The sequence below is a fragment of the Paracoccus wurundjeri genome (assembly GCF_030678915.1).
Lineage (GTDB): Bacteria > Pseudomonadota > Alphaproteobacteria > Rhodobacterales > Rhodobacteraceae > Paracoccus > Paracoccus onubensis_A.
In genome coordinates this window covers 115,003-138,271 of sequence record NZ_JAUUTZ010000009.1, presented here as the reverse complement: position 1 = coordinate 138,271, position 23,269 = coordinate 115,003, and the positions used below count along the sequence as shown (strand labels likewise).

Genomic DNA, 23,269 nt, shown 5'->3' with positions numbered 1-23,269 from the left:
CCAAAACCTGTCGCGCCTACCGGATGTGCTTTTCCTTCTCCACTCAAATATCCCGGGGATTGCCGGCGGGTCGCGCCACTGGTTCGGGAAACCTGCCAGCAACGGCGCAGCGCCCCCGGCCATCATCGGCATCCGTAAATTCAGCACCTGTCTTTCACGGATAGTCCTGGCAAACACACATCATGACGGCTTTCTCATCTTGTGAATTTGTTTCTTGGCAAGATCCGTGACCTTTGACCCGGGCCATATTTCCTTCGCCATATCCGTATGCTTCTTAGCCAGGTTAAACTGACCAGAGCGCGCATAGCCAAGCGCGCAAGAAAGCTGCAGCCCATGACAATCCGGAGCAAGCTCCACTGCTTCCTTCAGATACATCAATGCCTTCGCTTCATGGCCGATACGATAATGAAGATCGGCTTGACGCTTCAGGTTCATCGGGGTGACTTCATTCCGAAGCAGAGCGTTCAAAAGATCAAGCGCCTTCTTGTAGCGACCGAATAACGACAAGCTCGACGCCATGCGGCCAAGCTGTAATTGGTGCAAGTGATCAGTCGGAGTCTGTCCGGCTGATAAGACATTTTGTAGAACTGCATTCATGTCCGGGCCAAATGCGTCAAGGCGTGGGTGCAGTGATGGGGTAGTACTTATTTCTCGTCGTCCACGGTTCCCTTTAATCAGATCAATCCAGTCCGTCATAATAGGCCAAAGCGACGTCAGTTTCACTTCTTCTTCCTGTGAAACAGCTTGCAATATTGTTTTTTTCCCTGAAACATTTTCGCCAAGCACGTCCAATCCATCGGGCTCTACCAGAAATGCCCTGCAGAACTTCGCATTCCCCAGATATTCCGTAGTTATGTTCTTAAGCAGATGCGATGCGGATGTTTCATTGGAATAATCGAAGATGGCGGCACAATAATCTTCCAATATTGCCAATGACTCAGGTTTTCGCCACTTTCGCGCGGCCAGATTTACGATTTTCGCCGCAATTTTATCGCGCTTCCAGATACCTTCCGCGGCGAAAGCTTTTTTCGAGAAAGCAAGTGCCACGTCACCATTTCCAGAGGCAATGGCCAGTTCTGATGTCAAACGCAACAGGAACGGATGATGAGAAAATATATTTTCGTCAAGTTTCATCATCGAATCGAGAAGTGGTTTGGTACGATTCGTAACCATCGCGTGACGCGCTGCAAATTGCAGCGACTGGGCAAGATCGCCGGGCACGAAAAAGCTTTCCGGTTTATCAATAGCTCTGTTCAATAGCCTGTCATGGGCGTCTTCAAGATGTCCCGAACCTAACCCCCGGGGCAGTGGGACAATAGGATTTCCTGAAATCAGGCTTGCCGCCGTCGAAAATGCGCTTTGCACCGGGGCATAGATTTTCGCAGCGTGGGACAGCACCAGCAATTCCAGCAAATCCCGCTGCGAGCGTGAAGATTTCTTCAGATCAAGTGCATCATAAATAGGGGTGATCCGTTCAGCACCGGGTTGCGTGCGGCGCAGATGTTCAAGCGCTGCCGGAGTATCGGTAAAGGCAACGATCGGACCGTCAACCTGCTTGACGGCTGCGGCATAAAATTCATCCGGAACATATTTCCGCGGCCAGCGGGTCAGAGACCAGGGGTCGCCGTCCAGAATATCTCCGCGCCGAACATGAAACGCTGCCAGAGAATCATCCGCTCCTATGTGGGACATTGCTTTCTTAAAACGCGCATTGATGAATTTCGAGAATTTTATTTCTGAAAAGGCAGCCCGAAACTCCATTGCCACCGTTTTCGGATTTTCATCCATCAAGTATAGTATATCAGAACCGTTCTCGGTCCAGAACCGGTCTCCCTGCTTCATCTTATTCAATGCATTCGTTTTATTTATTTTCTTGAACTCGATTGCACAATTATACCTGTCTTGCAGATCGGAAGGGATATCGGAAACAATCCGGATCCATTTTGCGATAAATTCTTCTGAAAATATCTCTGCCGGATCGGTGAGATCGGGATATGGCCCATCGGGCTGGCTGAGCCAAAGATATCGTCCATCGATATCCAACGCCCTGGCTACGCGAATAACGTTTGCCAATGTAACCAACCTGGCCCCCAACCGATCCTGACGGAAGCCAATCAGAAGCAGCGGGTTTTCATCCCCGGCATCAACGTTTGAATTTTTCATCCTGAACTCTCACATGCACCGCGTTACAACTTAACCTGAGCGTGAAATCCGTGATCTGATTTCAGCACGACATCGGAATGGTATCTCACATAACCATTAACAAGTCTTCAGAAAACCCACACGGGCCGTCTCCCCTGCCTTACCGATTGACTCCCCGTGTGGAATTAAGGCCGATGGCGATGAACGGAGCTTTTCAAAGGAATGTCGTCGGCCTTGGCAAAGGTCACTTTCACGCAAAATCCGTCATCGCGGTTTTCCAATGCAAGCGTGCCGCCATTCGCGTCCACGATTTCCTGCGCAAGAGCAAGGCCCAGCCCGGTGCCATCCGGGTCCTGCAACAGACGGACACCGCGCCGGGTCACTGTGCTCAGCTGCCCCTCGGGAATGCCCGCGCCGTCATCCCGGATACAGATCGAAAGCGTTGCGATATCGGCCTCGCTCCAGATATGCACCTGGCTGCGTGCATGACGCATGGCATTCTCTGCCAGACTTCCGACGATCTCGGTCAGATCATGGGGATCGACCCGGATGTTCTGCGCCGCGATCTCCTGCCCGATCGTAACTTCGCTCCCCCGCGCTGTGCGCCGCAATACCGCCGCGACCTTGCGAACGACTACAGCAGGATTGCTGACACCCTTGCCGCCGATCCTGTCACGCCCCAATTCGTGGTCGATCCGGCTTTGGATCATCTGCACGATTTCTTCGATTGCGTCGGCAGCATCCCCCTGCCCCGCGTCTCGCAAGCGCCCGGTTTCGCCGAACAACGCTTGCAAAGGCGTTTTCAGGGTATGCGCAAGGTCAGAGGACCGGTTGCGCGCCTTTTCAATCCGTGCCTCGCGATCGTCAAGAAGCCGGTTGACCGCTTCTGCAAGGGGGCGCACCTCATCGGGCATATCCCGTCCCAGCCTTGGCAGGCGACCCGCATTCAGATCGTCGATTCGGCGTCCGATCTGACGAAACGGACGCAATCCGACCGCCACCTGCAAGACCGACGCGCCGATCAGCACCAATCCCAGCACGATAAGGAAAGGGACAAGGCTGCGCGCGAATAATCCCTGTGCCTCGACCTGCGTGGCGCGGTTGATGGCGACCGAGACACGGGTTTCAACCTCACCGGGGCCAAGAAGAAGGGTCTGGTCAAGGATGATCAGCTCTTGCCCGTCAGGACCGGGGCCGGTCGTCACCCTGCTTTCGCCACGGGGCGGAGGTGCGGCAAGAGGCAATGTCGCATCCCAAAGCGACTCAGAGCGATAGGTCCGGTCGGCGACCCGGATACGCCAGTAGAAACCCGAATAGGGTTGCAGATATCGGGGATCCCCGCCAATGGTGTCCGCCGGTTCGCGCAGCGGAGCATTCGGATCCAGCCCTGACATCAGCGTGATCGCGCGATCGGCAAGTTCGTTCTCGGCCATCCGTCTAAGCTGATGACTGAACATGGCCGCGAGCGCCAGCCCTGCAAGGATTAACGCGACAGAGATCATCAACGCCGCCGCCAATGTCAATCGCCGTCGGATGGAATGGTTGCGGCTCACCTTCTCTGTTCCAGTTGTTCCAGATAATAGCCGAAACCGCGCCGGGTGCCGATGATCCCCGGCCCGGTCTTTCGCCGAAGGCGCGCCACGACCGCCTCTACCGCGTTCACATCGCGACTATCGTCATCGCCATAGAGATGTTCAAGCAGTTCGGTCGGCGGCACCACGCGAGCGGTGTTATATACCAGATAGGCCAGCAGCCGGAATTCCAGCGGCGTAATGCTCAACTGCCGTCCCGCAACGGAAACGCTTTGTCGGTTCGTGTCGATGACAAGCTCTCCTGCCTGCTGGATCGGGTTCATTCGTCCCGAGGCGCGCCGGACCAATGCGCGGGCACGGGCGACAAGCTCTTCCATGCGGAAGGGCTTGGGCAGATAATCGTCGGCGCCTGCATCGATTCCCTCGACCCGGTCGTTCCAGTCGCCGCGGGCGGTCAGGATCAGGATCGGCATATTGCGCCCCTCTGCCCGCCACCGTTTAAGAACCGTCATCCCGTCAAGCAGCGGCAATCCAAGATCCAGGACGACCAGATCATAATCCTCGGTGCCCCCGGCGAACCATGCCATTTCACCGTCCGCAAGCCGCTCTGAGCGAAACCCGGACGCGTTAAGCGCCGCCGCCATATCCGCCGCGATTCTGTCGTCGTCCTCGACGATCAAACAGCGCATTTTACCCTCTTACTCATTATCTTCCTCTTCAACCTCCAGAACGCGTCCCGTCGCGGCCTCGATCTCGATTTCATTCAATCGGCCGTCGGGACTGAGGATGTCGAATTCATAGATCAGTATCCCGTCCTCGAGTTCCAGCTGAATCTCGACGATTTCTCCCGGAAAATCCTTGCGCAGGATATCGAGTATCCGGTCAAGCGAAAGGATTTCGCCACGCAGCACAGCAGCGCGGGCCTCTCCGGCATCAAGGCCGTCTTCCATCTGAATGGAAGGCAAACGCTGCGCCGCCGCCACCGCTGGCAGAAGGCAGAGCAGGCAAAGCAGGATGATCCGGTGTCTGAGCATGGAAAATCTTACCCCGGCGTCGCTGACAAACCGCTGACAACCGGTGTCAGCGCCGCGTCAGGGTCAATGGCTATATTACTCCCTGTAGTCAGGAAGACACGTACCAAAAGGAAAAAATATGAAATATCTTGTCCTTACCTTACTTGCACTTGGCGCTGCCGTTTCCAGCCCGGCCATTGCGCAACAAAAGCCACTTCGCCCGCTATCGGAAACTGTGCTGTCCTTTGAAAAGCGCGGCTATGTCGTGACTAGCGCCGAAGATGATGGCCGGACCCATGAAATCGAGGCCATCGCACCCGACAACCGCCGCATCGAAGCCGTGATCGAGGCCGCGACCGGCGAGGTGCTGGAAGAGCGTCCGGATAACTGACACATCAATAAAATCAAAGGAGCTGTCATGATGAAGATTAAGAGTACTGCCATGTTTGGTGTTTTGTCTGTGCTTGCGGCATGTAGTGGCGGTAGCGGCGGCGGCGGTGACAACCCGGTTGCGGAATATGCCTCTGATTCTGGCCGCGCCGCCAGACTCGTTGCGGAAACCTCGGCCAGCAGCAGCACTGGTGTCGCCAGTATGCCGACGCAGGGCCGCGCGGAATATGACGGCATCGTCGGCATGGCATTCGGAGGCCAGCCCGCCTCACTCAGCGAGGCCGAGATGATCGGGGAAGTGGATATGAACGCCAATTTCGCGACAAACCGGATCACGGGCGAGCTGGACGATTTCAATACCCGCTCGGGCGAGAAAATTCGCGGAGAACTGCGGATGACGAACGGCCAGATCAACGGCTCCGGCTTTTCCAGCGACATCTCGGGCCGGCTGAGCGGTGGTTCCAGAAGCCCGGGGAATGTTTCGGGCAATATCTCGGGTGATTTCCTTGGCGAGAACGCCGCTTCCATCACCGGGCAGGGTTCGGCGACAAGCGATGGCGGCCGACTGGGTCTGAGCATTGTGGGCAGACGGGATCGTGATTGACCATAAAATATCAATGCGCCGGTTGCTCGGCGCATTGATACTGATTTTCGGTTTTGCGGGCGCGGCCGCAGCGCAGGATCTGCGCCTGCCGCTTCAACAGGGCAAACCGGATCTGGCGCTGTTCGTGCTTGAGCGGACAGAGACGCAAATCTCCGAGGCCGGCTGGCAGCTCTTGCATCTTCAGGGTTTTCTGCACCAGCGCGGGGGCGCGGCGCTCCAACCATTGACGTCCGGCCAGAATCTGGTGCCGACCCTGCGCCATGACCCGAACGTAAATGACGGTATCCCTTCGGATCATATCACGCTGGGCGGGCTGCGCTTTCGGGTGGATAAGGACTCACGCGCCAAAGGCGCCCTGCTGCCAGGGTTGCGATATACGCAATGGACCAATTATTCCTATGCCCCCGGAGCCCGGCTGCGCATTGCGCAATCCTACGCCGTGGAACCGGAACCCGTCTATGGCTATCATCAGGCCGCCGCGACCGCCCATATCTGCGCCGAGCAGCCCGTTGCCGATTGGACATGGATGGATGCCTGCCTGTCCGGCAGCGCGGCCTATGACGGCATCAAGACGGAATATTCGCTGGACAGCCGCCTGACAGCACGCCGGATTTTCAACACCGCTTTCGGCGCCCAGCAGGCCAGCTTCACGATCGGGCGGGTGACAACACAGGATTACGGCAAGGCAATACTGCAATTCGATACGACTCTTTTGACCGAAGATCACGGGATGTGGAGTCTTGGACTGACATGGGGCGAACGGGTCGCGGACGAAAACACCTTGCGCCAGGGTATCAGCCTTGAATGGTCGGGCACGTTGATGGAACGTGACCTTACCCTGGGTCTAAGCGAAATCCGCACGGATGGCGGCGCGCTGTTCGGCATCGCCCGCGAAGACCGAAGAACGCGGCTCAGCGTGGTTGTGCCAATGCGCAAATTCGATATCGGCGCCTATATCGATCGCAAACGCTCGACGATCGACGCATATCGGGGCACGTCCTTCGGAATGGATATCCGGTTTCGGATGAATTTGCTGTGACGGCGCGATGTGCGGGCCAAAGCGATCACGGAGCGCGCAAATACCGGCTTGGTCGCATCGATGGTCTCAGTCGCAAGAGTCAACCCGCGCCACTCACTCCCGCGATGCGGCGGCCCCGCCCAGAAGCCTGAAGAACCGGCCGGTTCCTGCGCCACTGCCAAGCTGCAATACGGCGTCCTCCAGCTCGGCACTCGTCGCAGCGCCCAGCACCGGCGTGGCATAGCGCCGGAATTTGTCTCGGACGGTCATATGAGTGACCGGAGCATCCGGGTCACCAGGGGCTTCAGTAGGCCCCGACTGTATGACCCGGCCGTCAGCCAGTTCCAGCCGCAGATCGGCAAAACGCCGGGCCGGAAACGCGGCGTTGAACTTGGGGCTTTCCCGTATGACCATATTGCTGGCCAGACGTCGAATTTCGGGATTCACACGATCCTGCCCGCCGACGTCACCCGGCCCGATCCGGCCATGCACAAGGGCCACGGCGGTCGGGAAAGCCGTGGAATACTGGGCCTGCTCCGTGGTTGCCGGATTGCGGCAGGCCAGACGAAGCGACTGGTGGAATGTGGTGATTTCGATCCTGCGAATCTGTTCGGAATCTAGGGTATATGTATCGCGCAACATCAGTGCCGCCTGCACGGCGGGCTGTGCCCATCGGCAGATCGGCCAGTGTTTGAAATATTGTTCGCGAATACGCCAATTGCTGCCCAAATCCGACCAGAGATCGGACAGGTCATCAGTTTCGACCGTAAGCGCGGGGGCGCCGGTAAAGCCTTCAGCCGCCAGATAGGCCGCCGAAACCCCCGCCATGGCGCCCCACCCCGAACCATCCTTGACCATGGTCGGATGATCTATGCAGCGCATCATTTGACTGCGGGGGCCGTGATATTCGGCAATGCCGATCGCCTCGCGCGTGCGGCGGCTGTCCAGTCCCAATAACCGCGCCCCGACGGCCGCGCAGGCGATGGCCACCCATGCGCCAGAGCTGTGATAATCGCAGGCGCTGCGATGCAAGGCGATGCCGGCGCGGGTTCCGATCTCGTATCCCAGCGCCAGCGCAGTCAGGAAGGCGCGGTCATCGGTAACGGCTTCGGCCTGCGCGACGGCAAGCAAAGCCGGGAACAGGCCGCAACCGACATGGCCCTTGGTCAGCTTGTGACCGTCATGCGCATCCATCGCATCTATCGTCATCCCGCCCGCCAAAGCCGCGCCTGCAGGGCTGACTTGGCGCCCATCCAGCAGCATGATCGCGGGTTTACGTCCCGGCGCGAAATGCTCTGCGGCATGGTCGCGGATAATACGCGACAATGCGGTCTGACTGCCTGCCGCCGCCACGCCGATCAGATCCAGCAGGGCGTGACGGGCCAGCGCCAGAACCTCGTCCGGCAGATCTTCGGCATGGGTATCGTGAAGGAAATCGGCAAAAGCCAGTGTCATGATCGGCCTCAGTCGCGCAGAAAATCAGGCACACCCAGAGTGCCAAGCAAACGCGCCGTCTCGTTATGGACCAATGCGATATTGCTGTCGCGCACGGTCGGCAACTGATGCCGCGCACGGCGAAGCTGGTCATAGTCGAGTGTGGCGGTAATCAGTTCTTCGCCCTCTCCGGCCACGGCCAGTTCCCGGCCGAAAGGATCGACGATGCGCGAGCCGCCCCAGAAGGTCAGATCACGCTCTGTCCCGGTCCGGTTCACCATGATTACCGGAGCACCATAGATCATGGCATAGAACCGGCAGGTCAGTGCCCAGCCGCCCGGATTGTCGAATTCCGCGCCCACAGCCTCGATGCCGGAACTGACCGGGCAGATCAGCATGGTTGCGCCATGCTGAAAGGCCAGATGGGTCAGGGCGGGATTCCAGACATCGGCGCAGATCAGCAGCCCGGCGCGCCAGTTTTCGTCAAGCGCCCATGTCTCGACAAAACGCCCCGAGGCATAATGCTTGCCTTCCTCGAGCTTGCCGTAATTGGGGATATTCACCTTGCGGTGCAGGTGAACAAGCTTGCCGTCCCTGAGGATGGCGGACGAGTTATAGAACTGCGCGGCCGGGCCTTCTTCGATGAAACCCAGGGTCAAAGCCATCGGCCCCGCAGCCTCGGCCAGCTTTTGCAGCCGGGAATCCTTGCGCGACATTGCGGTTTCAAGCAAGCATTCGGTGCCGTGATGACCATTCAAGGACAATTCGGGCAGAACCAGCAGATCCAGCCCGGCGGCGCGGCCCTGTGCAATCCAGTCCAGATGCAGCGCGATACCGGCATCGATATCGCCGATCACACTGGCGAATTGCGCGGCGCCGACGGATAAGGTGGTACGGTTACTCATGACCGGGGCCTTTTGGCGTTACAGTATTCCGACATTTCGTTGAAACATCGGCGTGCTGCAATTCTTCGTTTTCATGCTTTTCCGGACACAAGAACAATACCGGCTTTTACCGGGAATGCGTCAGGGCCGGGGGGGAGGATGGAAAGGCAGGGATACCGCCTTTCCGGTTTTTGAAATCAGATCAGTCCGTTATCCTTGAGAAATTTTGCCGCGGCATTCTCGATCGAAACCTTTTCGACATCGACGCTGGCGTTCAGCTGCGCCATGACCTCATCGTTCAGTTTGGCCGAAACCTCGTTCAGTACCTCGCCGATATCGGGATTGGCCTCCAACACCTCGTCGCGGATCACCGGCGCAAGGGCATAGCTGGGAAAATAGCCCTGATTGTCCTGAAGCATAGTGAAGTTGAAGGCGGGGATGCGGCCATCAGTAGCGAAAACCAGTCCGACATCGACCTGCCCATCCTTTAACGCCTGATAAACCAGCCCGGTATCCATGCGTTTGACATTGGCGCGGCCGAATTCAAAGCCATATGCCTCTTCAAGCGGTTTCAACCCATCCGAACGGGCATAGAACTCGGCGTTCGAGGCAAAGGTCAGCCCGGAGCCATCATTGATCGACTTGGCCAGATCGGAAATCGTGGCGATACCCTTTTCGGTGGCGTCATCGGCGCGCATCGCGAACCCATAGGTATTGTTGGCTTCGGACGGGTTCAGCCAGACGATGCCTTTCTCGGCATCAAGTTCTTTCACCTTTTCATAGGTCGCCTCGGGGTCAAGTTTTTCCTCGATCTTGTTATAGGTGATCAGCGATGTGCCGGTATATTCCCAGTAAACATCGATCTGCTTGTTCTCCATCGCCTGCCGCACGGCAGCTGAACCCATGCCGGAACGGTTGTCGACCTTGTGTCCCTTGGCCTCCAGCACCTGTTGGGTGATGGCCGACAGAAGTTGCTGTTCGGTAAAGTTTTTACCGCCCACAACGATGTCCGCAGCCTGAGCACTGAATGCGAATGCGGTCAGGGCAATCCCGGTCAAAGCGGATTTGATGCTGATATTCATCTTACACTCCCTTGTTTTTTGCTGGATTATATCTTGCTTAACGAAGCGGGTTCACGCCTTTCGGGATCAGCCGCAACTGGGCCTGCCCCATCAGGAAATCGACGGCGACGGCAAGGGCCGCGGTCGGGATGGCCCCGGCCAGCAGCATGCCCGTATCCATCAGGTCGATACCGGTAAAGATCAGCTCTCCCAGCCCGCCGCCACCGATCAGAAACGCCAGCGGCGTCGTGCCGACATTGATCGCCAGCGCTGTGCGGATACCCGAAAAGATCACATAAAGCGCATTCGGCAACTCGACCCGCCACAGGATTTGCTGCCGCGTCATGCCCATGCCGGTTGCTGCCTCCTTCAGATGCGCAGGCACGGTCAGAAGCCCGGCATAGGTGTTGCGGACGATCGGCAGCAGCGACGCAACGAACAAGCCGAAAAATGCCGGAGGGAATCCGATGCCAAGAATGGTCATCGACAAGGCGATGACGGCCAATGTCGGGATTGTGGTGCCGACGTTGAAAACCTGCATGATCGTTTCGGCATATTTCTCCATCGACGGGCGCGACAACAACACGCCGACCGGCACCCCGATCAGAATTGCCGCAAAGCCGGATGAACAGACCAGAACCAGATGCTGCTTGGTCAGATAAACGATATCATCCCAATACATGGCAATCGACTCGGTCAGGCCCGAGGCCGACACCCATATCCCAAGTGCGAAGACCAGAAAGAACGAGGCGATGCGTCCCAAACCCAGCGATTGTGTCATGGCGCCCCCGGATCATGCGCGGCATCCGGCGCAGAGGCATAAGTCGCGCGCAACGCCGTTGTCACATCCGGCTGCGAGATCACCCCGGCATAACGGCCGTTGTCATCGGTACAGGCCAGCCACATGGTATCATGGGCAAACATTTCGGACACCACGGCGCGCAGATCGGCACGGATCGGAACCGTGGCGGGCAGCCGGTTTGCCAATTCGCGAACCGTGCCCGATGCCCCGCGCATTTCATCCGCGGTGATAAAGCCGACCGGACGGTTTTCGCCGTCGATCACGACCGCAAAGCGGGCTTTGGATGCGGCCAGAACCTGTCTGGCATCGTCAACCTTGGTCGATCGCGACGTAATCGGGGCGTTCCGGTCGGCGACCTCTTCCGCGGTCAGCAGGCGCAGGCGTTTCAGGGTGCGGTCGGTGCCCACGAAATCCGCGACAAAGGCATTTTCGGGATGCGCCAGGATCTGGTCGGGCGAGGCATATTGCTCGATCTTTCCGGCCCGGAAAATGGCGATCTTGTCACCCATTTTCACCGCCTCATCTATGTCGTGACTGACAAACATGATGGTCTTTTTCAGCTCGGACTGCATCTTCAGGAATTCATCCTGGATGATCTCGCGATTGATCGGGTCGATGGCCCCGAAAGGCTCATCCATCAGCATCACCGGCGGATCGGCGGCCAATGCCCTGATCACGCCGACACGCTGCTGCTGCCCGCCCGACAATTCCTTCGGATACCGCTTGAGATACTGGCGGGCATCAAGACCGACCAGATCAAGCAGTTCCGCCGCCCGGGTTCTGGCCCTTTTGATGTCCCATTGCAGCAGCCGGGGCACGACGCAGATGTTTTCCTCGATGGTCATGTTGGGAAACAGGCCGATCTGCTGGATGACATAGCCGATATTGCGGCGCAGCTCGATATCGTTAAGCTGTGACGTATCCTTGCCGCCAATGAAAATCTTTCCGCTGGTGGGCGGGATCAGCCGGTTGATCATTTTCAGCGCGGTGGTCTTGCCGCAGCCCGACGGCCCCAGCAGAATGCAGATCTCACCTTCCGGAACTTCCATGTTCACGCGGTCGGCGGCAACGATGTCACCGCTGGGCGTTCTGAAAATCTTGGTCAGGTCTTCAAGGCGGATCATGCTGATACCCCGGCCGCCGCAAAAAAGCCGCGCCCCTTGAAATCCCGGGAATGGTGATCGCTTCCAACGGTGGGTGGCTTGATCCTGATCATGGCTGACTCCCTGTTATCTGATTTTGCTTGTTCCGAGATGTTCCGGTTGATGACTTCCCGTCTGGTTCAACGTTTCAAGCCGGCCGGGGTCAGCCGCTTCTGCAGCTTGAGCAATCCCCAGTCCGCGACGATGGCGAGGATCGACACCGCAATTGCCCCCGCGATCAGCTGGCGCGGGTCGGTTTGCGAAATGCCGCGGGCGATCAACACCCCAAGCCCGCCAGCGCCGATATAGGCCGCGATTGCCGCAACGCCGATATTCATCACGACCGCCGTCCGGACCCCGGCCATGATGACCGGCAGGGCAACGGGAATTTCAAGCCGCATCAGGCGCTGCATCGGCGTCATCCCCATACCGATTGCCGCCTCGCGCAGGGCCGGATCGACATTGGTGATTGCCGTGTAGGTGTTTCGGATGATCGGCAATTGCGAATAAAGCAGGATCGCGATCACCGCAGGCAGCCAGCCGATGCCCTGCCCGATCTTGGACAGCACCGGAATCATCAGACCGAACAATGCGATCGACGGGATAGTGACGATGATCGAGGTGATATAAAGAATCACATTGGCGACCCGCTTGTTCTGGGTGATGGCAATGCCGATGGGCACGCCGGTCAGGATCGCAAGACCGACAGCGACGATAACGATCGACAGATGCTCACCCGCCAGCCCAAGGATCACCAGCCAATTGCCCGTGATAAAACTTAGAACTTCCATATATACCCCCCTCTGAGCTCGGATCACGATCTGGTCAGTGGTTTACAAGGGATAACGCGGATCATCCTTTGCAACGTTACGCATTTCCGCCATCAGCTTGCATGAATCCGCCATCTGAACCAATAGCGGCCTTCCGGCGGGCTGAACGGACATTCCGCAGAACATTGCTCATGCATGGAATGCCGATACAGGCCCGGCCAGCTTTGCCACGTCAGTCATACGCCCGCGCGGATCAGCCCGGATCACCGGACACGAACCTGTCCTGCAGTTCCCGATCGCGCTTCAGACGGCTTCTCGTTCGCAGATTTGTTGGGGTTATACTATTGAATTCTTTAAACCATTTCGAGAAATGAGAGGTCGAGGCAAAACCGGTTGCGATAGCTATATCCATAATGGATTGTTCGGTATAAAGCAACATTTCCCGCGCCCGCTCGACCCGCAGAGACAGGTAATATCGTACCGGCGTCATTCCCAGATAGATCCGGAACAGCCTTTCAAGCTGCCGGGCGCTCAGGCCCGATGCCTCGGCAAGGACATCAATTTGCAAGGGTGTCTCGAGATTGCTCTGCATCTGCCGGATAACGCTTTGCAGGGGTTGGGGAAGTGCATTCATGCGTTGCAGTTTTCCGCCTTGCTGATCCTCATTCGCGGCGCGGATTCTTTCGTGATGGAATTGGTTGGCCACCGACTGCGCCAGATCCGCACCATGCCGATCCGCGATGATCCGCAGCATCAGATCCATCGCAGCCGTCCCGCCGGAACAGGTCAGCCGGTTGCGGTCGATCTCGTAAAGCGTGCCGGTGGGCGACAGATGCGGGAAATCCTCTTCGAAAGCGGCGCGGTTTTCCCAGTGAATGGTGCAGCGATAGCCATCAAGCAGCCCCGCCCGCGCCAGAAGATGGCTGGCCGTCGACAAGGCACCGATCGCAAGCCCGCCGCGCGCCGCCTTGCGCATCGCCGCCAGGTAAGGGCGTTCATCCACCGGATTCACCCGGAATCCGCCGCAAAGGAATATCGCGTGATTGCGCGACAAACCGATCTCGACCGGCGCCGCATGAAACGGCAACCCGTTCGAAGCCTGCACCGGATGGCCGTCAAGGCTACACAGCTCCCACCGGAAAGCTTCGCGCTGCAACAGGCGATTGGCGGCGCGCAACGGCTCGGTCGCGGACGCCAGGCTCATCATGGATTGCCCTTCGGTCATCAGAAAGGCGAAACAGAGCGGCTCGGGGATGGTGCTGTAAAACATCATTCGTTCCTGGCGGCGATCCGCCATTCTTGACCGACCCCTGATGCAACCGCAAGCAGCCGGATTCAGACGGCTGCCAGCCCGGCGGGCAACCAGCCCTGCAATTCCGCCCAGTCCGGCTCCAATGCACTGAAACGATCAAGCCCAAGACTGGAGATATCGGCGAAATCGCAATGCCCCTGCAGGACCAGCTGCATCAATGCCCGTCCGCTGGCAGGTGACAGGCCAAAGCCCACGCCGGACATGGTCGCCACGGTCAGATTGCCGGGACCGGCCGGGTTATCCAGAACCGGGCGGCCGTCCGGAGTATTCTCGATAATACCCGACCAGCTACGGATAACGCGGGCATGGGCGGCCTTTGGCAGAAGCTCGGCCACCCGGCGCGCGATACTGCCCGCCAGAGGCGTCGAGGGCCGTATGCCACCCGCGTCCTCCTCGGTCTCGACCCATTCATGCGGACCGCCGCCATAGGCAAGATTGCCGCGCAGCGTCTGACGGCCGTAAAGCCCATTGCCATCGATCCCGCCAAGCGGCATCAGCGGCAAAGGCTCTGTCACGATCATCTCGGCGCGGGCAGAGCGCATCGGGATGGTCACATCCAGTCGCGCCGCCAATTGACCGGTCTGAGGACCTGCCGCAATCAGCAGATGATCACAACCGAACACCCCCTGATCGGTTTCGACCGCGGTCACCCGCCCCCCCGCCTGCCGGAAGCCGGTCACACGGATATGCTGCCGCACCCGGCCGCCGCGATCCCGCAGCGCCCACGCGAATGCCTGCACGGTCCGGTGCGGGTTCGCATGGCCGCCGAAATGATAATAATGCCCGGCATGGACGTTATCGCCCGCCAAAGGCACCAGTTCGCGTACCGTCTGCGCATCCAGATCGTCAGCGCGAAAGCCCTGTTTGCGGGCATTGGTTACCGCACGACCATAAAGCCGGGATTGTTCAGGACTCAGGGCGATGCGGATACGGTCGGGGCGAAATTCGGTCGGATAGCCCAGCAATTCGTCCATCATCGGCCAAAGCCGCTGCTCTTCCGCGAAAAGCGGACTGTGATGATGCGAGCAGCCCCCACCATTGCGGCCCGAGGCTTCCCAACCCACGATGCCCCGTTCAAGCACCAGCACATCGACGCCGGCTTCGGCCAGCCAGAATGCCGCGCTAAGACCGGTAACGCCGCCGCCGACGATAACAACGGCTGCGCCCCGGGACGTATCGCCTTCCAGACCGGAAACGGGATTATTCGCTGACATGATCTTTTTCCGTTACAAGCGAGGCGACGGTATATTTTTCCTCGACCTCCCAATAAGGCACCCATTGGCGCGGCATTCCGAACCAGGAATCCCAGACTCCGGCGATTGCGGGATCCTCGGGCAATGAGGCTGCGGCCAGCGTCATCGGCCGGACCGGGCTGCGATATCCGGCCAACGGCACCGCTTCAAGCGGCAGGTCCTCGTGCAGCGCCACCAATGCCTGTATCTGTTCGCGGCAGCGGCGACCCTGACAGGGGCCCATACCCGCGCGGGTCAACCGTTTGATGTGATCGGGATCCGGGGGGCCATCGCCAAGGATCTCGGCCAGACTGCGCTGCGTATTCGGCAGTCGCGGCGCATCAAGGTAACGGGGCGGGCTGACATCAAGGATCTCTGCCGCGGTGATCTCCTCGCATTGGCAGACATGGGTTTCGGAGGGCGCCCCGACGACAGACGCATGAACCCATGCTTTGCGATAATCGCCAAGACCGTCACCGGCAGGATCGCCGGAACGTTCCGGCCGGGGCACGGCGATATCAGGCACAGTGGCGGCCAATCCCATCGCGTCAAGTGCCGCTGCGGCGGCCAGCCGCCCCTCGGCTTCCGCCAGTGACGCATCGGCGGATTTCTTCGCCCAGATCCCGGCACAATCACCGACTGCACGAATGGCTTTCAGGCTGGTTTCGAACCCGGCTCCAAGTGCCGGGACATAGCCGCTGCGCATACCATCAAAGCGGCAATCCGCACCGGCGGCCTGCAACAGATCGATCATCGGCACCGCACCGACACCCAGAATGACAGTATCGCAACTGATCGTCCGGTCCTGCAAAACCAGCCCGGTGACGCCGTTTGCATCAGAGGTCACGCCTTTTGGCGCTTCATTCAGCATGATCTCGATACCGGCATCGTGAATTCGTCTTGCCAGTTCTTCATCAGCCACGGATGCGCCCGCCTGTTCGACGACCGCGACGATCTCGATACCGTCAGCGATCAGGTCCAGCGCCGCGATAAGCGCCTCGGATGTCGCGCCAAGCATCACCGCGCGTTTACTGTCCAGCGCACCATATAGCCGCGACAGCGTAAGCGCCGCATTGGCCCCCATAACCCCCGGTTGATCCCAGCCGGGAAAAGCAAGGCCCATGTCACGCCGCCCGGTAGCGATAATGGCCTGCTGAAAACCGATCAGATGGCTGTTTTTCTCGATATCCATCAGACCGGCCACGCGGCCCGGCATCCAGCCCAGATTGGTCTGATTGGTGAACACCCCCCAACAGGCTGTCCCCAGACGTATATCGACACCTGCCTCGAACAATTGCATCAGATCGGGTCTGGCGTCGAGCATCTGCTCTTGTATGGCATTGCGGTTGCGAACCGCACCGCCCATCCTTCCGCCCCAGATCTGCGGCACATGCTCGGCCATCGTCTCATAGGGAACCGGGTTTTCGTCGATCAGCACCACCTCCGCGCCACCGGCCCGCGCCTCGCGTGCGGCGGCAACCCCTGCGGGTCCGGCACCGACAACCAGGATCTGGATGGCCTCATCGATCACAAGCTGCTTGCCCGCGACGGATCTGGGATCGGCAATCATTGCCCTGTCCCGGCTGGTCTGCGGCGCGACAGCCCAGGTCTTTGGCAATGGAAAGCAGATTTTTGCATGATACTCTCTTAGTTCAGGGAAATTTCGACATCCGAGGTCGCGCGGCTTGAACAGGCAAGAATATAACCGTCTTCCGCCTCTTCGGGGGTAATGCCGCCATTCGGACTGGCGGTAATATCGCCGGATACCAGCCGGACCATGCAGGTGCCGCAACGCCCTTCGCCGCAGCCGCATGGAATGACGACGCCCTGACGCAAGCTGGCTTGCAGCAGCGTCTCATCCGGGGTGGTGGCCAAAGCCCGGCCGTTCACCTTCAGTTGAAACGAAGGTCCCGTGACACCCGCCGGACTTGCCAGGACCGGGGTCACGACGGGACCGGTATCACCGCCGAAGCTTTCGGTATGAAACCGTGAACTTGCGCCGCCTTCGGCTGCGTGGATCAGTTGCGTCTCCTGCATGAAGCCTTGCGGGCCGCAGCAGAATACCTCGCGCCGGCCGAAATCCGGCACTGCCGTGGCCATCAGCCGGCGATTCAGGCGTCCGCGATATCCGAACCAGCCCGGCGCGGTCCGGCTTACCGTAACGGCGACTGTCAACCGGGGCATGATGCGCTGCAACCTGATCAGTTCGGCGGCGAACAACACCTCGTCCGGGTCACGAGCGGCATGAAACCATGCCACATCGGCCAGCGGTTCCGTTTCCGCCAGTTCGCGCAGCATGGCCATCATCGGCGTGGCCCCCGATCCGCCGGAAACAAAGGCGAGCGCAGGCTGCTGGCGCAATGCAAGCGTGAAGTCACCACGAGGCGCACGCGCGTCAACATCGCATCCGGCGATGACATTATCATGCAGCCAGCGGGTCGCCCCGCCCTCGGACTGTGCCTTGATCGTCAGTTCCAGATCGCCATCCCGCACACCCGACACGGTGAAACTGCGCCACACAGGACCGGAAGGCAAAGGCACCTTAAGCACCAATGCCTGACCGGGAATGACAGGAACCTGGCCGGACCCTGCCCGCAGGCGGAAGGTCTTGATCGATGCTGTTTCGTCGCGCACCAAAACGCAGGCGAATGACAGCAGCCCTTTGGGCGGAACCCTCATATCCATGTGTCACTCGGCCGCGAACTGGGTTTGCCGGACGCCCGCATATTCGGCCATCTTGCCCGCATACCAGTCGGTAAAATGGTTCAGCATGAATTCCGATGGCGCATAGGGTCCCGGCCGGTAGGCGCGAGACAATATGCCGAGATGGTTGTTCTCGGCCAGTTCGCCGTCCTCGCTATTGGTCGCCAGCCACACAGCGGTAAGATGCTCGACATCATAGTCGACACCTTCGACCGCATCCTCATGCACCAGCCAGGTGGTCCGCAGTTCGGTGCGGTTGGCCGAGATCGGCAAGACGCGAAAATGGATGATGTGATCGGACAGGAAATGGTTCCAGTTATTCGGCACCCTGAACATCCTGACCGAACCCAGATCCGGCTCGGTGAAATCTGCCAGCAGCTTCTTGCAGGCAGATGTGCCGTCCATCGTGAACGAGATGCAGTTTTCGTTGAACGGCAGGCGGATGCAGCGGAATTCATTGCCGCCATCCGCCGGCTGATGCGGCAAGCCCAGCGCATCCCAGCGCGAGGTCGAGCGATCCATCAACGCCTGGAAGCGACCGGCGACCTGCGGGTCATCCGGCAAAGCGAACTCGACCATCGAAACCAGCAGTTCCGGATGGTTTGCCGCACAATGATAGCATTCGCGGTTATTCTCGATCACCAGCTTCCAATTGGCTTCCTCGACGATGGTCGAGGTAAACGCGACCTTGGTGCGGTCGGGCATATGGGGCGCGATATAAGGCGTGACACCGGCACGAAAGCGATGCAGCGACGGCGGCGTGTCGGCAAGGCAGATATAGACCATGCCACAGACAAGTTCGACATGCACCGGGGTAAGGCTGTGCTGCGTGGTATCGAATCCCTCGGGCATCTGGCGGGCATGGATCAGACTGCCGTCAAGCTCGTACACCCATTGATGATAAGGACAGACAAGCCGGTTGGCGCGCCCCTTGTCCTTCAGGCACAGCTTCGATCCGCGATGGCGGCAGGTGTTATGAAACGCCGAGATGCCGCCGTCACGGTTGCGCAGCACCACGACCGGATTATCGCCCACCTGCAGGGTCAGATAATCGCCGGGGCGCGGGATCTCGGTTACCGAACATGCAAACAGCCAGTCGGTTTCATACACCGCCTTCATATCGGCGCGGAACATATCCTCATCCACGTAAAAGTCGCGCGGCAGTGAATATCCGGGTTTCCGCTGCGAAAGCAGGTCCGCGATCCGTTCTTTCTGCATCAGCACGTTCTCCTGGTTCACGTTGTCTGGGGTGCGTCACTGGGTTCCTTGTCCCGCCCATTCTGCCCAGCTTGCCGCGAAGATTGCGCCAACGATCCGACATCAAGCGCCAGAATTCCGACCGCCCGCGCGGGTCGCGGCCACATCCGCCACCGCCAGGAAACCACGCCGGGAGGCGCATATCGCGCGCCGAGCGCGACATGCCCGGCACAGACGCATCGGCGAAATCCGTCCGCAGCTTGCAAAGCCGCACAGATTAAGCGACCAATCGAGAAAATCAGGGAGGTAAGGAATGCGCTTTTCGGGCAAGCACAGGATGCTGTTGACGGTCATGGCGCTGTCCGTGGCGTGGCCCGGTCTTTCCATGGCCGAGAACTACCCCCATGCCGACGAAGAGATCGGCACGGTCGAACAGATATATGACGGTCACCTGACCCCTGATCTGGCCGTCAGCACATTTCGCAATATCGACAGGCTTTTTCCGGTGCGCAGCATTCCGGCCGGGAATGCGGTTCGCGATCTGCCAGAGGCACCGCAGAACCTGCCCGGCAAGGTGGCCTTTGATATCGACGGGACGGAATATGACTTCTTCGACTTCCTTTCGCTGGACAACGTGACCGGCCTGATCGTCCTGAAGGACGGTCAGGTGGTCCATGAAACCTATCAACGTGGGAACACGCCCGAGACGCGCTGGATGTCGATGTCGGTCGCCAAGTCGATCACCTCGACCCTTGTCGGCGCAGCCATCGAGGATGGGCTTATCGGCAGCGTGGATGACATGGTGGTGGACTATGTGCCCAGCCTGGCGGGCAGTGCCTATGAAGGCGTCAGCATCCACGATATCCTGATCATGGCATCGGGCGTGAAATGGGACGAAACCTATACCAACCCGGACTCCGACCGGCGCGAACTGCTTCGCGCGCAGATCGCACAGGAACCGGGCGCCGCCATGCAGGTTATGGCCGCCCTGCCGCGTGCGGCCGAGCCCGGTACCGTGCATGTCTATTCCACCGGCGAAACGCAGGTCCTGGGCGAGATCGTCCATGGAGCGGTCGGCAAACCGCTGGCCGAATACCTGTCCGAGAAAATCTGGCAGCCTTACGGAATGGAGGCTGACGCGAACTGGTGGCTGGATTCGCCCGATGGCGTCGAGATCGGCGGCAGCGGTATCTCGGCCACATTGCGGGACTTTGCGCGCTTCGGGCAGTTTTTCCTTGATGGCGGCGTGATCGACGGAGATCGGGTGCTACCGGAAGGCTGGACAGAAACCGCCGGCAAGCCACAGCAACTGGCTGACGGATCGACCATCGAATACGGGCTGATGTGGTGGCCCGGATGGACTGACGCGTCCATTGCCGACGGCGCTTATGCGGCAATCGGCATTCAGGGCCAGAACATCTATATCAACCCGACGAAGAACATCGTCATCGCAACCCATATGGCGCAACCGAAACCATTGGGAGCAGAGCCGATCGATCCAATGGTGTTCTTCGACGCGGTTGCGGCAGCGCTGGAGTAACGGATGCCTATTGAGTGATGGCGCCCCCTTGCTGCCATCACCCTGCTCGCCCCTCCACGGACAGGCCGTCGCGATCAACCCGACCTTTGCCCGACATGCCGCCCCATCGCGGACGGGCGGGGCATATGCGCATGGGCCTGCGCCAGTGCCGTCACGCGAGCGATCAGATCGGGCGGGGCGGCCACCGCCTTTTGCGCCTTTGCGTCGACATGCAGCAGCATCTGTTCGGCAGAGGCAAGGACCGCGCCCGTATCCCTGTTGCGGATATGGTGGAAAACATGCAGCCGCTTGTCATCGGCATGAAGGATCTGCGTCGTCGTGTCGTAATGCGCACCCTGCCGGGCCTCGCCCAGATGCATGATATGGGTCTCGACCGTGTAATAGCTGCGCCCGGAAGCGATATAATCGGCATCGACCCCGATCTGCTCCAACAGGGCATCGGTGGTATTGCCGAAAACCTCGAGATAGCGGTGTTCGGTCATATGGCCGTTATAATCGATCCACTCGGCGGGAACGGTGCCGCTGACCAGTTGCAGGGGCTCCGCGGAATCTGTGCCACGCAACGCCGCTTCCTGCTGGCGCAGCAAGTCGCCCGCACCCCAGCCGCGCCCGCCCTGCTGCGCCGCAAGCGCCCGCATGATCGCCACCAGATTGTCGTCGCGGATGCGTTCCAGTTCGCGGATCGACAGACCGGCGGCCTGTTCATCGGACTGATCGGCGATGCGGGTGATCAGTGCCTCATCCATCTCTGGCACGTCCATCAGTTTGGTCCATGGCCATTTCAGTGCCGGCCCGAACTGGCTCAGAAAATGGCGCATCCCGGCCTCGCCCCCGGCAATGCGGTAAGTCTGGAACAGCCCCATCTGCGCCCAGCGCAGCCCGAAGGAATAACGGATCACATCGTCGATCTCGGTCACGCTGGCGATATCGTCATGAACCAGCCATAGCGCCTCCCGCCACAGGGCTTCCAGAAGACGGTCACCGACAAATGCCTCGATCTCGCGGCGGATGGCGACGGGCTTCATGCCAAGCGTGGTATAGATCGCCTGCGCCCGTGTCAGGGTTTCCGGTGTGGTGGCCTGACCGCCGACCAGTTCCACCAGCGGCAGCAGATAGACCGGGTTATAGGGATGCGCGACGACCAGCCGTTCGGGATGCGCCATCCCCTGTTGCAGATCGCTGGGCAGCAGCCCCGAGGTCGAAGAGCCGATGATCGCATCCGCCGGCGCGGCGGCGTCGATGGCGGCCAGAACGGCGCGTTTCAGATCCAGCCTTTCGGGCACGCTTTCCTGCACCAGTTCGGCACCTGCCACCGCATCGGCAAGGTCTTCGGCAAAGCGCAGCCGCCCCGGGGGTGGCAAGGATATATCCAGCAGGCGCGGCATGGATCGCCGGGCATTGGCAAAAACTTCCGCCACCACCCTTTCGGCGTCGGGCGCGGGATCATAGACATCGACATCCACGCCAGACAGGATCAGCCGCGCCACCCAGCCCGCGCCGATCACGCCGCCGCCGATACAGGCGGCCTTTGCAATGGTCCCGTTCACCAGCGTTTCTCCAACCCTAGTTTGGCGCGTGTTTCGGCAGGCCCCAGAATACTGCCTCCCAGCGATTGCACCACATTCACCGCGCGGGCCACCAATGCCTCATTCGTGGCCAGAACGCCCTTGTCCAGCCAGATGTTATCCTCTAGCCCGACGCGGATATTCCCGCCCCCCAGCATCGCCAGCGCCGCATAGGGCATCTGATTGCGCCCGATCGAAAAGGCCGAGAAAGTCCAGTCATCCGGCACATTGTCCACGATGGCCTTGAACGTTCCCAGATCGTCTGGCGCGCCCCACGGAATGCCCATGCAAAGCTGGATCATCACCGGATCATCGATCACTCCCTGCGCTTTCAGCCATTTGGCCAGCAGCAGATGGCCGGTATCGAACACCTCGATCTCGGGGCGCACGCCAAGCGCCTGAATCTGCCGTGCCATCTCTTTCAGCATGGCGGGGGTGTTGGTCATCACGTAATCGCCCTCGCCGAAATTCATGGTGCCGCAGTCCAGCGTGCAGATTTCGGGCTTCAGTTCCGCGATATGAACCAGACGCTCGGTTGCGCCCACCATGTCGGTGCCGGCAGGATCGGCGGGAAACGGAGCTTCGGTCGAGCCAAGGACAAGGTCGCCCCCCATCCCAGCGGTCAGGTTCAGCACCATGTCGGTGCCGGAATCGCGGATGCGCTCGACCACCTCGCGATACAGGGCCGGGTCGCGCGACCCCTTGCCCGTTTCGGGATCGCGGACATGGATATGCGCGATGGCGGCGCCAGCCCGGGCGGCCGCGACCGAGGCTTCGGCGATCTGTTCGGGTGTGACCGGAACCTTATCCGACCGGCCGGTCGTGTCGCCCGCGCCGGTGACGGCACAGGTGATGAACACCTCTCGGTTGGGGGTAAGCGGCATCTGCGGTTCCTCACTGGTTATGCAGCTTGAACTTGACGCAAAGC

The 23,269-nt window shown here is 59.7% G+C and carries 21 protein-coding genes; 4 read left to right on the top strand and 17 right to left on the bottom strand.

The window, feature by feature from the left end; translation table 11 throughout:
* Positions 1-180 precede the first annotated feature (180 nt).
* The 4 genes from Q0601_RS11210 to Q0601_RS11195 all read right to left on the bottom strand — a co-directional run bounded on the left by Q0601_RS11210 (position 181) and on the right by Q0601_RS11195 (position 4,708).
* Positions 181-2,163, bottom strand: a complete 1,983-nt coding sequence (locus tag Q0601_RS11210; protein WP_305289913.1) for a tetratricopeptide repeat protein — start codon at positions 2,161-2,163, stop codon at positions 181-183.
* A gap of 164 nt (positions 2,164-2,327) precedes the next feature.
* Positions 2,328-3,695 carry a sensor histidine kinase gene (locus Q0601_RS11205; protein WP_305289912.1) on the bottom strand — a complete coding sequence of 456 codons (1,368 nt, stop codon included), beginning with the start codon at positions 3,693-3,695 and terminating at the stop codon, positions 2,328-2,330.
* Positions 3,692-4,363: a response regulator transcription factor gene (locus Q0601_RS11200; RefSeq protein ID WP_305289911.1), complete on the bottom strand. Its 672-nt coding sequence runs from the start codon at positions 4,361-4,363 to the stop codon at positions 3,692-3,694. The genes Q0601_RS11205 and Q0601_RS11200 overlap by 4 nt, the downstream gene beginning before the upstream one ends.
* 9 nt (positions 4,364-4,372) lie before the next feature.
* Positions 4,373-4,708, bottom strand: a complete 336-nt coding sequence (locus tag Q0601_RS11195; RefSeq protein ID WP_305289910.1) for a PepSY domain-containing protein — start codon at positions 4,706-4,708, stop codon at positions 4,373-4,375.
* Between the two features lie 118 nt (positions 4,709-4,826).
* Here Q0601_RS11195 and Q0601_RS11190 point away from each other — a divergent pair, with 118 nt between their 5' ends.
* From Q0601_RS11190 to Q0601_RS11180, 3 genes are read left to right on the top strand one after another with little or no spacing between them, the layout of a single operon-like run.
* Positions 4,827-5,078, top strand: coding sequence for a PepSY domain-containing protein (locus Q0601_RS11190; protein WP_305289909.1), 252 nt, complete (start codon positions 4,827-4,829; stop codon positions 5,076-5,078).
* A 27-nt stretch (positions 5,079-5,105) separates the two neighbouring features.
* On the top strand, positions 5,106-5,681 hold the full coding sequence (locus tag Q0601_RS11185; RefSeq protein WP_305289908.1) for a transferrin-binding protein-like solute binding protein: 576 nt from the start codon (positions 5,106-5,108) through the stop codon (positions 5,679-5,681).
* 13 nt (positions 5,682-5,694) lie between these two features.
* Complete coding sequence (locus tag Q0601_RS11180) at positions 5,695-6,720, top strand: hypothetical protein (protein WP_305289907.1); 1,026 nt, start codon at positions 5,695-5,697, stop codon at positions 6,718-6,720.
* A 93-nt stretch (positions 6,721-6,813) separates the two neighbouring features.
* On the opposite strand, the gene Q0601_RS11175 is transcribed toward Q0601_RS11180, so the two are convergent.
* The 11 genes from Q0601_RS11175 to Q0601_RS11125 form a co-directional block, all read right to left on the bottom strand.
* Entirely contained in the window at positions 6,814-8,154 is a 1,341-nt protein-coding gene (locus tag Q0601_RS11175; RefSeq protein ID WP_305289906.1) for an MmgE/PrpD family protein, read from the bottom strand.
* 8 nt (positions 8,155-8,162) lie between these two features.
* Positions 8,163-9,038 (bottom strand): nitrilase-related carbon-nitrogen hydrolase, encoded by an 876-nt coding sequence (locus Q0601_RS11170; RefSeq protein WP_305289905.1) that lies wholly within the window; start codon positions 9,036-9,038, stop codon positions 8,163-8,165.
* Positions 9,039-9,214: 176 nt separating this feature from the next.
* Positions 9,215-10,099: a glycine betaine ABC transporter substrate-binding protein gene (locus tag Q0601_RS11165; RefSeq protein ID WP_305289904.1), complete on the bottom strand. Its 885-nt coding sequence runs from the start codon at positions 10,097-10,099 to the stop codon at positions 9,215-9,217.
* A gap of 37 nt (positions 10,100-10,136) precedes the next feature.
* Complete coding sequence (locus Q0601_RS11160; RefSeq protein WP_305289903.1) at positions 10,137-10,859, bottom strand: ABC transporter permease; 723 nt, start codon at positions 10,857-10,859, stop codon at positions 10,137-10,139.
* The gene (locus Q0601_RS11155) at positions 10,856-12,004 is read right to left on the bottom strand and encodes an ABC transporter ATP-binding protein (protein WP_305289902.1); all 1,149 of its coding nucleotides are present in this window, start codon (positions 12,002-12,004) and stop codon (positions 10,856-10,858) included. The genes Q0601_RS11160 and Q0601_RS11155 overlap by 4 nt, the downstream gene beginning before the upstream one ends.
* A 158-nt stretch (positions 12,005-12,162) precedes the next feature.
* Positions 12,163-12,813: an ABC transporter permease gene (locus Q0601_RS11150; protein WP_305289901.1), complete on the bottom strand. Its 651-nt coding sequence runs from the start codon at positions 12,811-12,813 to the stop codon at positions 12,163-12,165.
* A 232-nt stretch (positions 12,814-13,045) separates the two neighbouring features.
* Complete coding sequence (locus Q0601_RS11145; protein ID WP_305289900.1) at positions 13,046-14,062, bottom strand: GlxA family transcriptional regulator; 1,017 nt, start codon at positions 14,060-14,062, stop codon at positions 13,046-13,048.
* Positions 14,063-14,127: 65 nt separating this feature from the next.
* On the bottom strand, positions 14,128-15,318 hold the full coding sequence (locus Q0601_RS11140; RefSeq protein ID WP_305289899.1) for an NAD(P)/FAD-dependent oxidoreductase: 1,191 nt from the start codon (positions 15,316-15,318) through the stop codon (positions 14,128-14,130).
* Positions 15,305-16,906 carry an FAD/NAD(P)-dependent oxidoreductase gene (locus Q0601_RS11135; protein WP_305289898.1) on the bottom strand — a complete coding sequence of 534 codons (1,602 nt, stop codon included), beginning with the start codon at positions 16,904-16,906 and terminating at the stop codon, positions 15,305-15,307. The genes Q0601_RS11140 and Q0601_RS11135 overlap by 14 nt, the downstream gene beginning before the upstream one ends.
* Positions 16,907-16,983: 77 nt before the next feature.
* The gene (locus tag Q0601_RS11130; protein ID WP_305289897.1) at positions 16,984-18,021 is read right to left on the bottom strand and encodes a flavin reductase family protein; all 1,038 of its coding nucleotides are present in this window, start codon (positions 18,019-18,021) and stop codon (positions 16,984-16,986) included.
* Between the two features lie 3 nt (positions 18,022-18,024).
* The gene (locus Q0601_RS11125; RefSeq protein WP_305289896.1) at positions 18,025-19,257 is read right to left on the bottom strand and encodes an aromatic ring-hydroxylating oxygenase subunit alpha; all 1,233 of its coding nucleotides are present in this window, start codon (positions 19,255-19,257) and stop codon (positions 18,025-18,027) included.
* A gap of 292 nt (positions 19,258-19,549) precedes the next feature.
* Between Q0601_RS11125 and Q0601_RS11120 the strand changes: the two genes are divergently transcribed.
* Positions 19,550-20,776 carry a serine hydrolase domain-containing protein gene (locus Q0601_RS11120; RefSeq protein WP_305289895.1) on the top strand — a complete coding sequence of 409 codons (1,227 nt, stop codon included), beginning with the start codon at positions 19,550-19,552 and terminating at the stop codon, positions 20,774-20,776.
* Between the two features lie 74 nt (positions 20,777-20,850).
* On the opposite strand, the gene Q0601_RS11115 is transcribed toward Q0601_RS11120, so the two are convergent.
* Together Q0601_RS11115 and Q0601_RS11110 are read right to left on the bottom strand one after the other, a co-directional pair.
* A complete protein-coding gene (locus Q0601_RS11115) occupies positions 20,851-22,323 on the bottom strand; it encodes a carnitine 3-dehydrogenase (protein WP_370656121.1) in 1,473 nt (490 codons plus the stop codon).
* Entirely contained in the window at positions 22,320-23,225 is a 906-nt protein-coding gene (locus tag Q0601_RS11110) for a beta-keto acid cleavage family enzyme (protein WP_305289894.1), read from the bottom strand. Before Q0601_RS11110 ends, Q0601_RS11115 begins: the two co-directional genes overlap by 4 nt.
* Between the last annotated feature and the right edge of the window lie 44 nt (positions 23,226-23,269).

Bases quoted from the DNA above. Each gene is read 5' to 3' on its own strand.
- Q0601_RS11180 (WP_305289907.1), top strand. From the start codon at position 5,695: ATGCGCCGGTTGCTCGGCGCATTGATACTGATTTTCGGTTTTGCGGGC.
- Q0601_RS11195 (WP_305289910.1), bottom strand. From the start codon at position 4,708: ATGCTCAGACACCGGATCATCCTGCTTTGCCTGCTCTGCCTTCTGCCA.
- Q0601_RS11150 (WP_305289901.1), bottom strand. From the start codon at position 12,813: ATGGAAGTTCTAAGTTTTATCACGGGCAATTGGCTGGTGATCCTTGGG.
- Q0601_RS11165 (WP_305289904.1), bottom strand. From the start codon at position 10,099: ATGAATATCAGCATCAAATCCGCTTTGACCGGGATTGCCCTGACCGCA.
- Q0601_RS11110 (WP_305289894.1), bottom strand. From the start codon at position 23,225: ATGCCGCTTACCCCCAACCGAGAGGTGTTCATCACCTGTGCCGTCACC.
- Q0601_RS11175 (WP_305289906.1), bottom strand. From the start codon at position 8,154: ATGACACTGGCTTTTGCCGATTTCCTTCACGATACCCATGCCGAAGAT.
- Q0601_RS11155 (WP_305289902.1), bottom strand. From the start codon at position 12,004: ATGATCCGCCTTGAAGACCTGACCAAGATTTTCAGAACGCCCAGCGGT.
- Q0601_RS11200 (WP_305289911.1), bottom strand. From the start codon at position 4,363: ATGCGCTGTTTGATCGTCGAGGACGACGACAGAATCGCGGCGGATATG.
- Q0601_RS11160 (WP_305289903.1), bottom strand. From the start codon at position 10,859: ATGACACAATCGCTGGGTTTGGGACGCATCGCCTCGTTCTTTCTGGTC.
- Q0601_RS11125 (WP_305289896.1), bottom strand. From the start codon at position 19,257: ATGCAGAAAGAACGGATCGCGGACCTGCTTTCGCAGCGGAAACCCGGA.
- Q0601_RS11185 (WP_305289908.1), top strand. From the start codon at position 5,106: ATGATGAAGATTAAGAGTACTGCCATGTTTGGTGTTTTGTCTGTGCTT.
- Q0601_RS11210 (WP_305289913.1), bottom strand. From the start codon at position 2,163: ATGAAAAATTCAAACGTTGATGCCGGGGATGAAAACCCGCTGCTTCTG.
- Q0601_RS11120 (WP_305289895.1), top strand. From the start codon at position 19,550: ATGCGCTTTTCGGGCAAGCACAGGATGCTGTTGACGGTCATGGCGCTG.
- Q0601_RS11135 (WP_305289898.1), bottom strand. From the start codon at position 16,906: ATGATTGCCGATCCCAGATCCGTCGCGGGCAAGCAGCTTGTGATCGAT.
- Q0601_RS11190 (WP_305289909.1), top strand. From the start codon at position 4,827: ATGAAATATCTTGTCCTTACCTTACTTGCACTTGGCGCTGCCGTTTCC.
- Q0601_RS11130 (WP_305289897.1), bottom strand. From the start codon at position 18,021: ATGGATATGAGGGTTCCGCCCAAAGGGCTGCTGTCATTCGCCTGCGTT.
- Q0601_RS11140 (WP_305289899.1), bottom strand. From the start codon at position 15,318: ATGTCAGCGAATAATCCCGTTTCCGGTCTGGAAGGCGATACGTCCCGG.
- Q0601_RS11145 (WP_305289900.1), bottom strand. From the start codon at position 14,062: ATGTTTTACAGCACCATCCCCGAGCCGCTCTGTTTCGCCTTTCTGATG.
- Q0601_RS11170 (WP_305289905.1), bottom strand. From the start codon at position 9,038: ATGAGTAACCGTACCACCTTATCCGTCGGCGCCGCGCAATTCGCCAGT.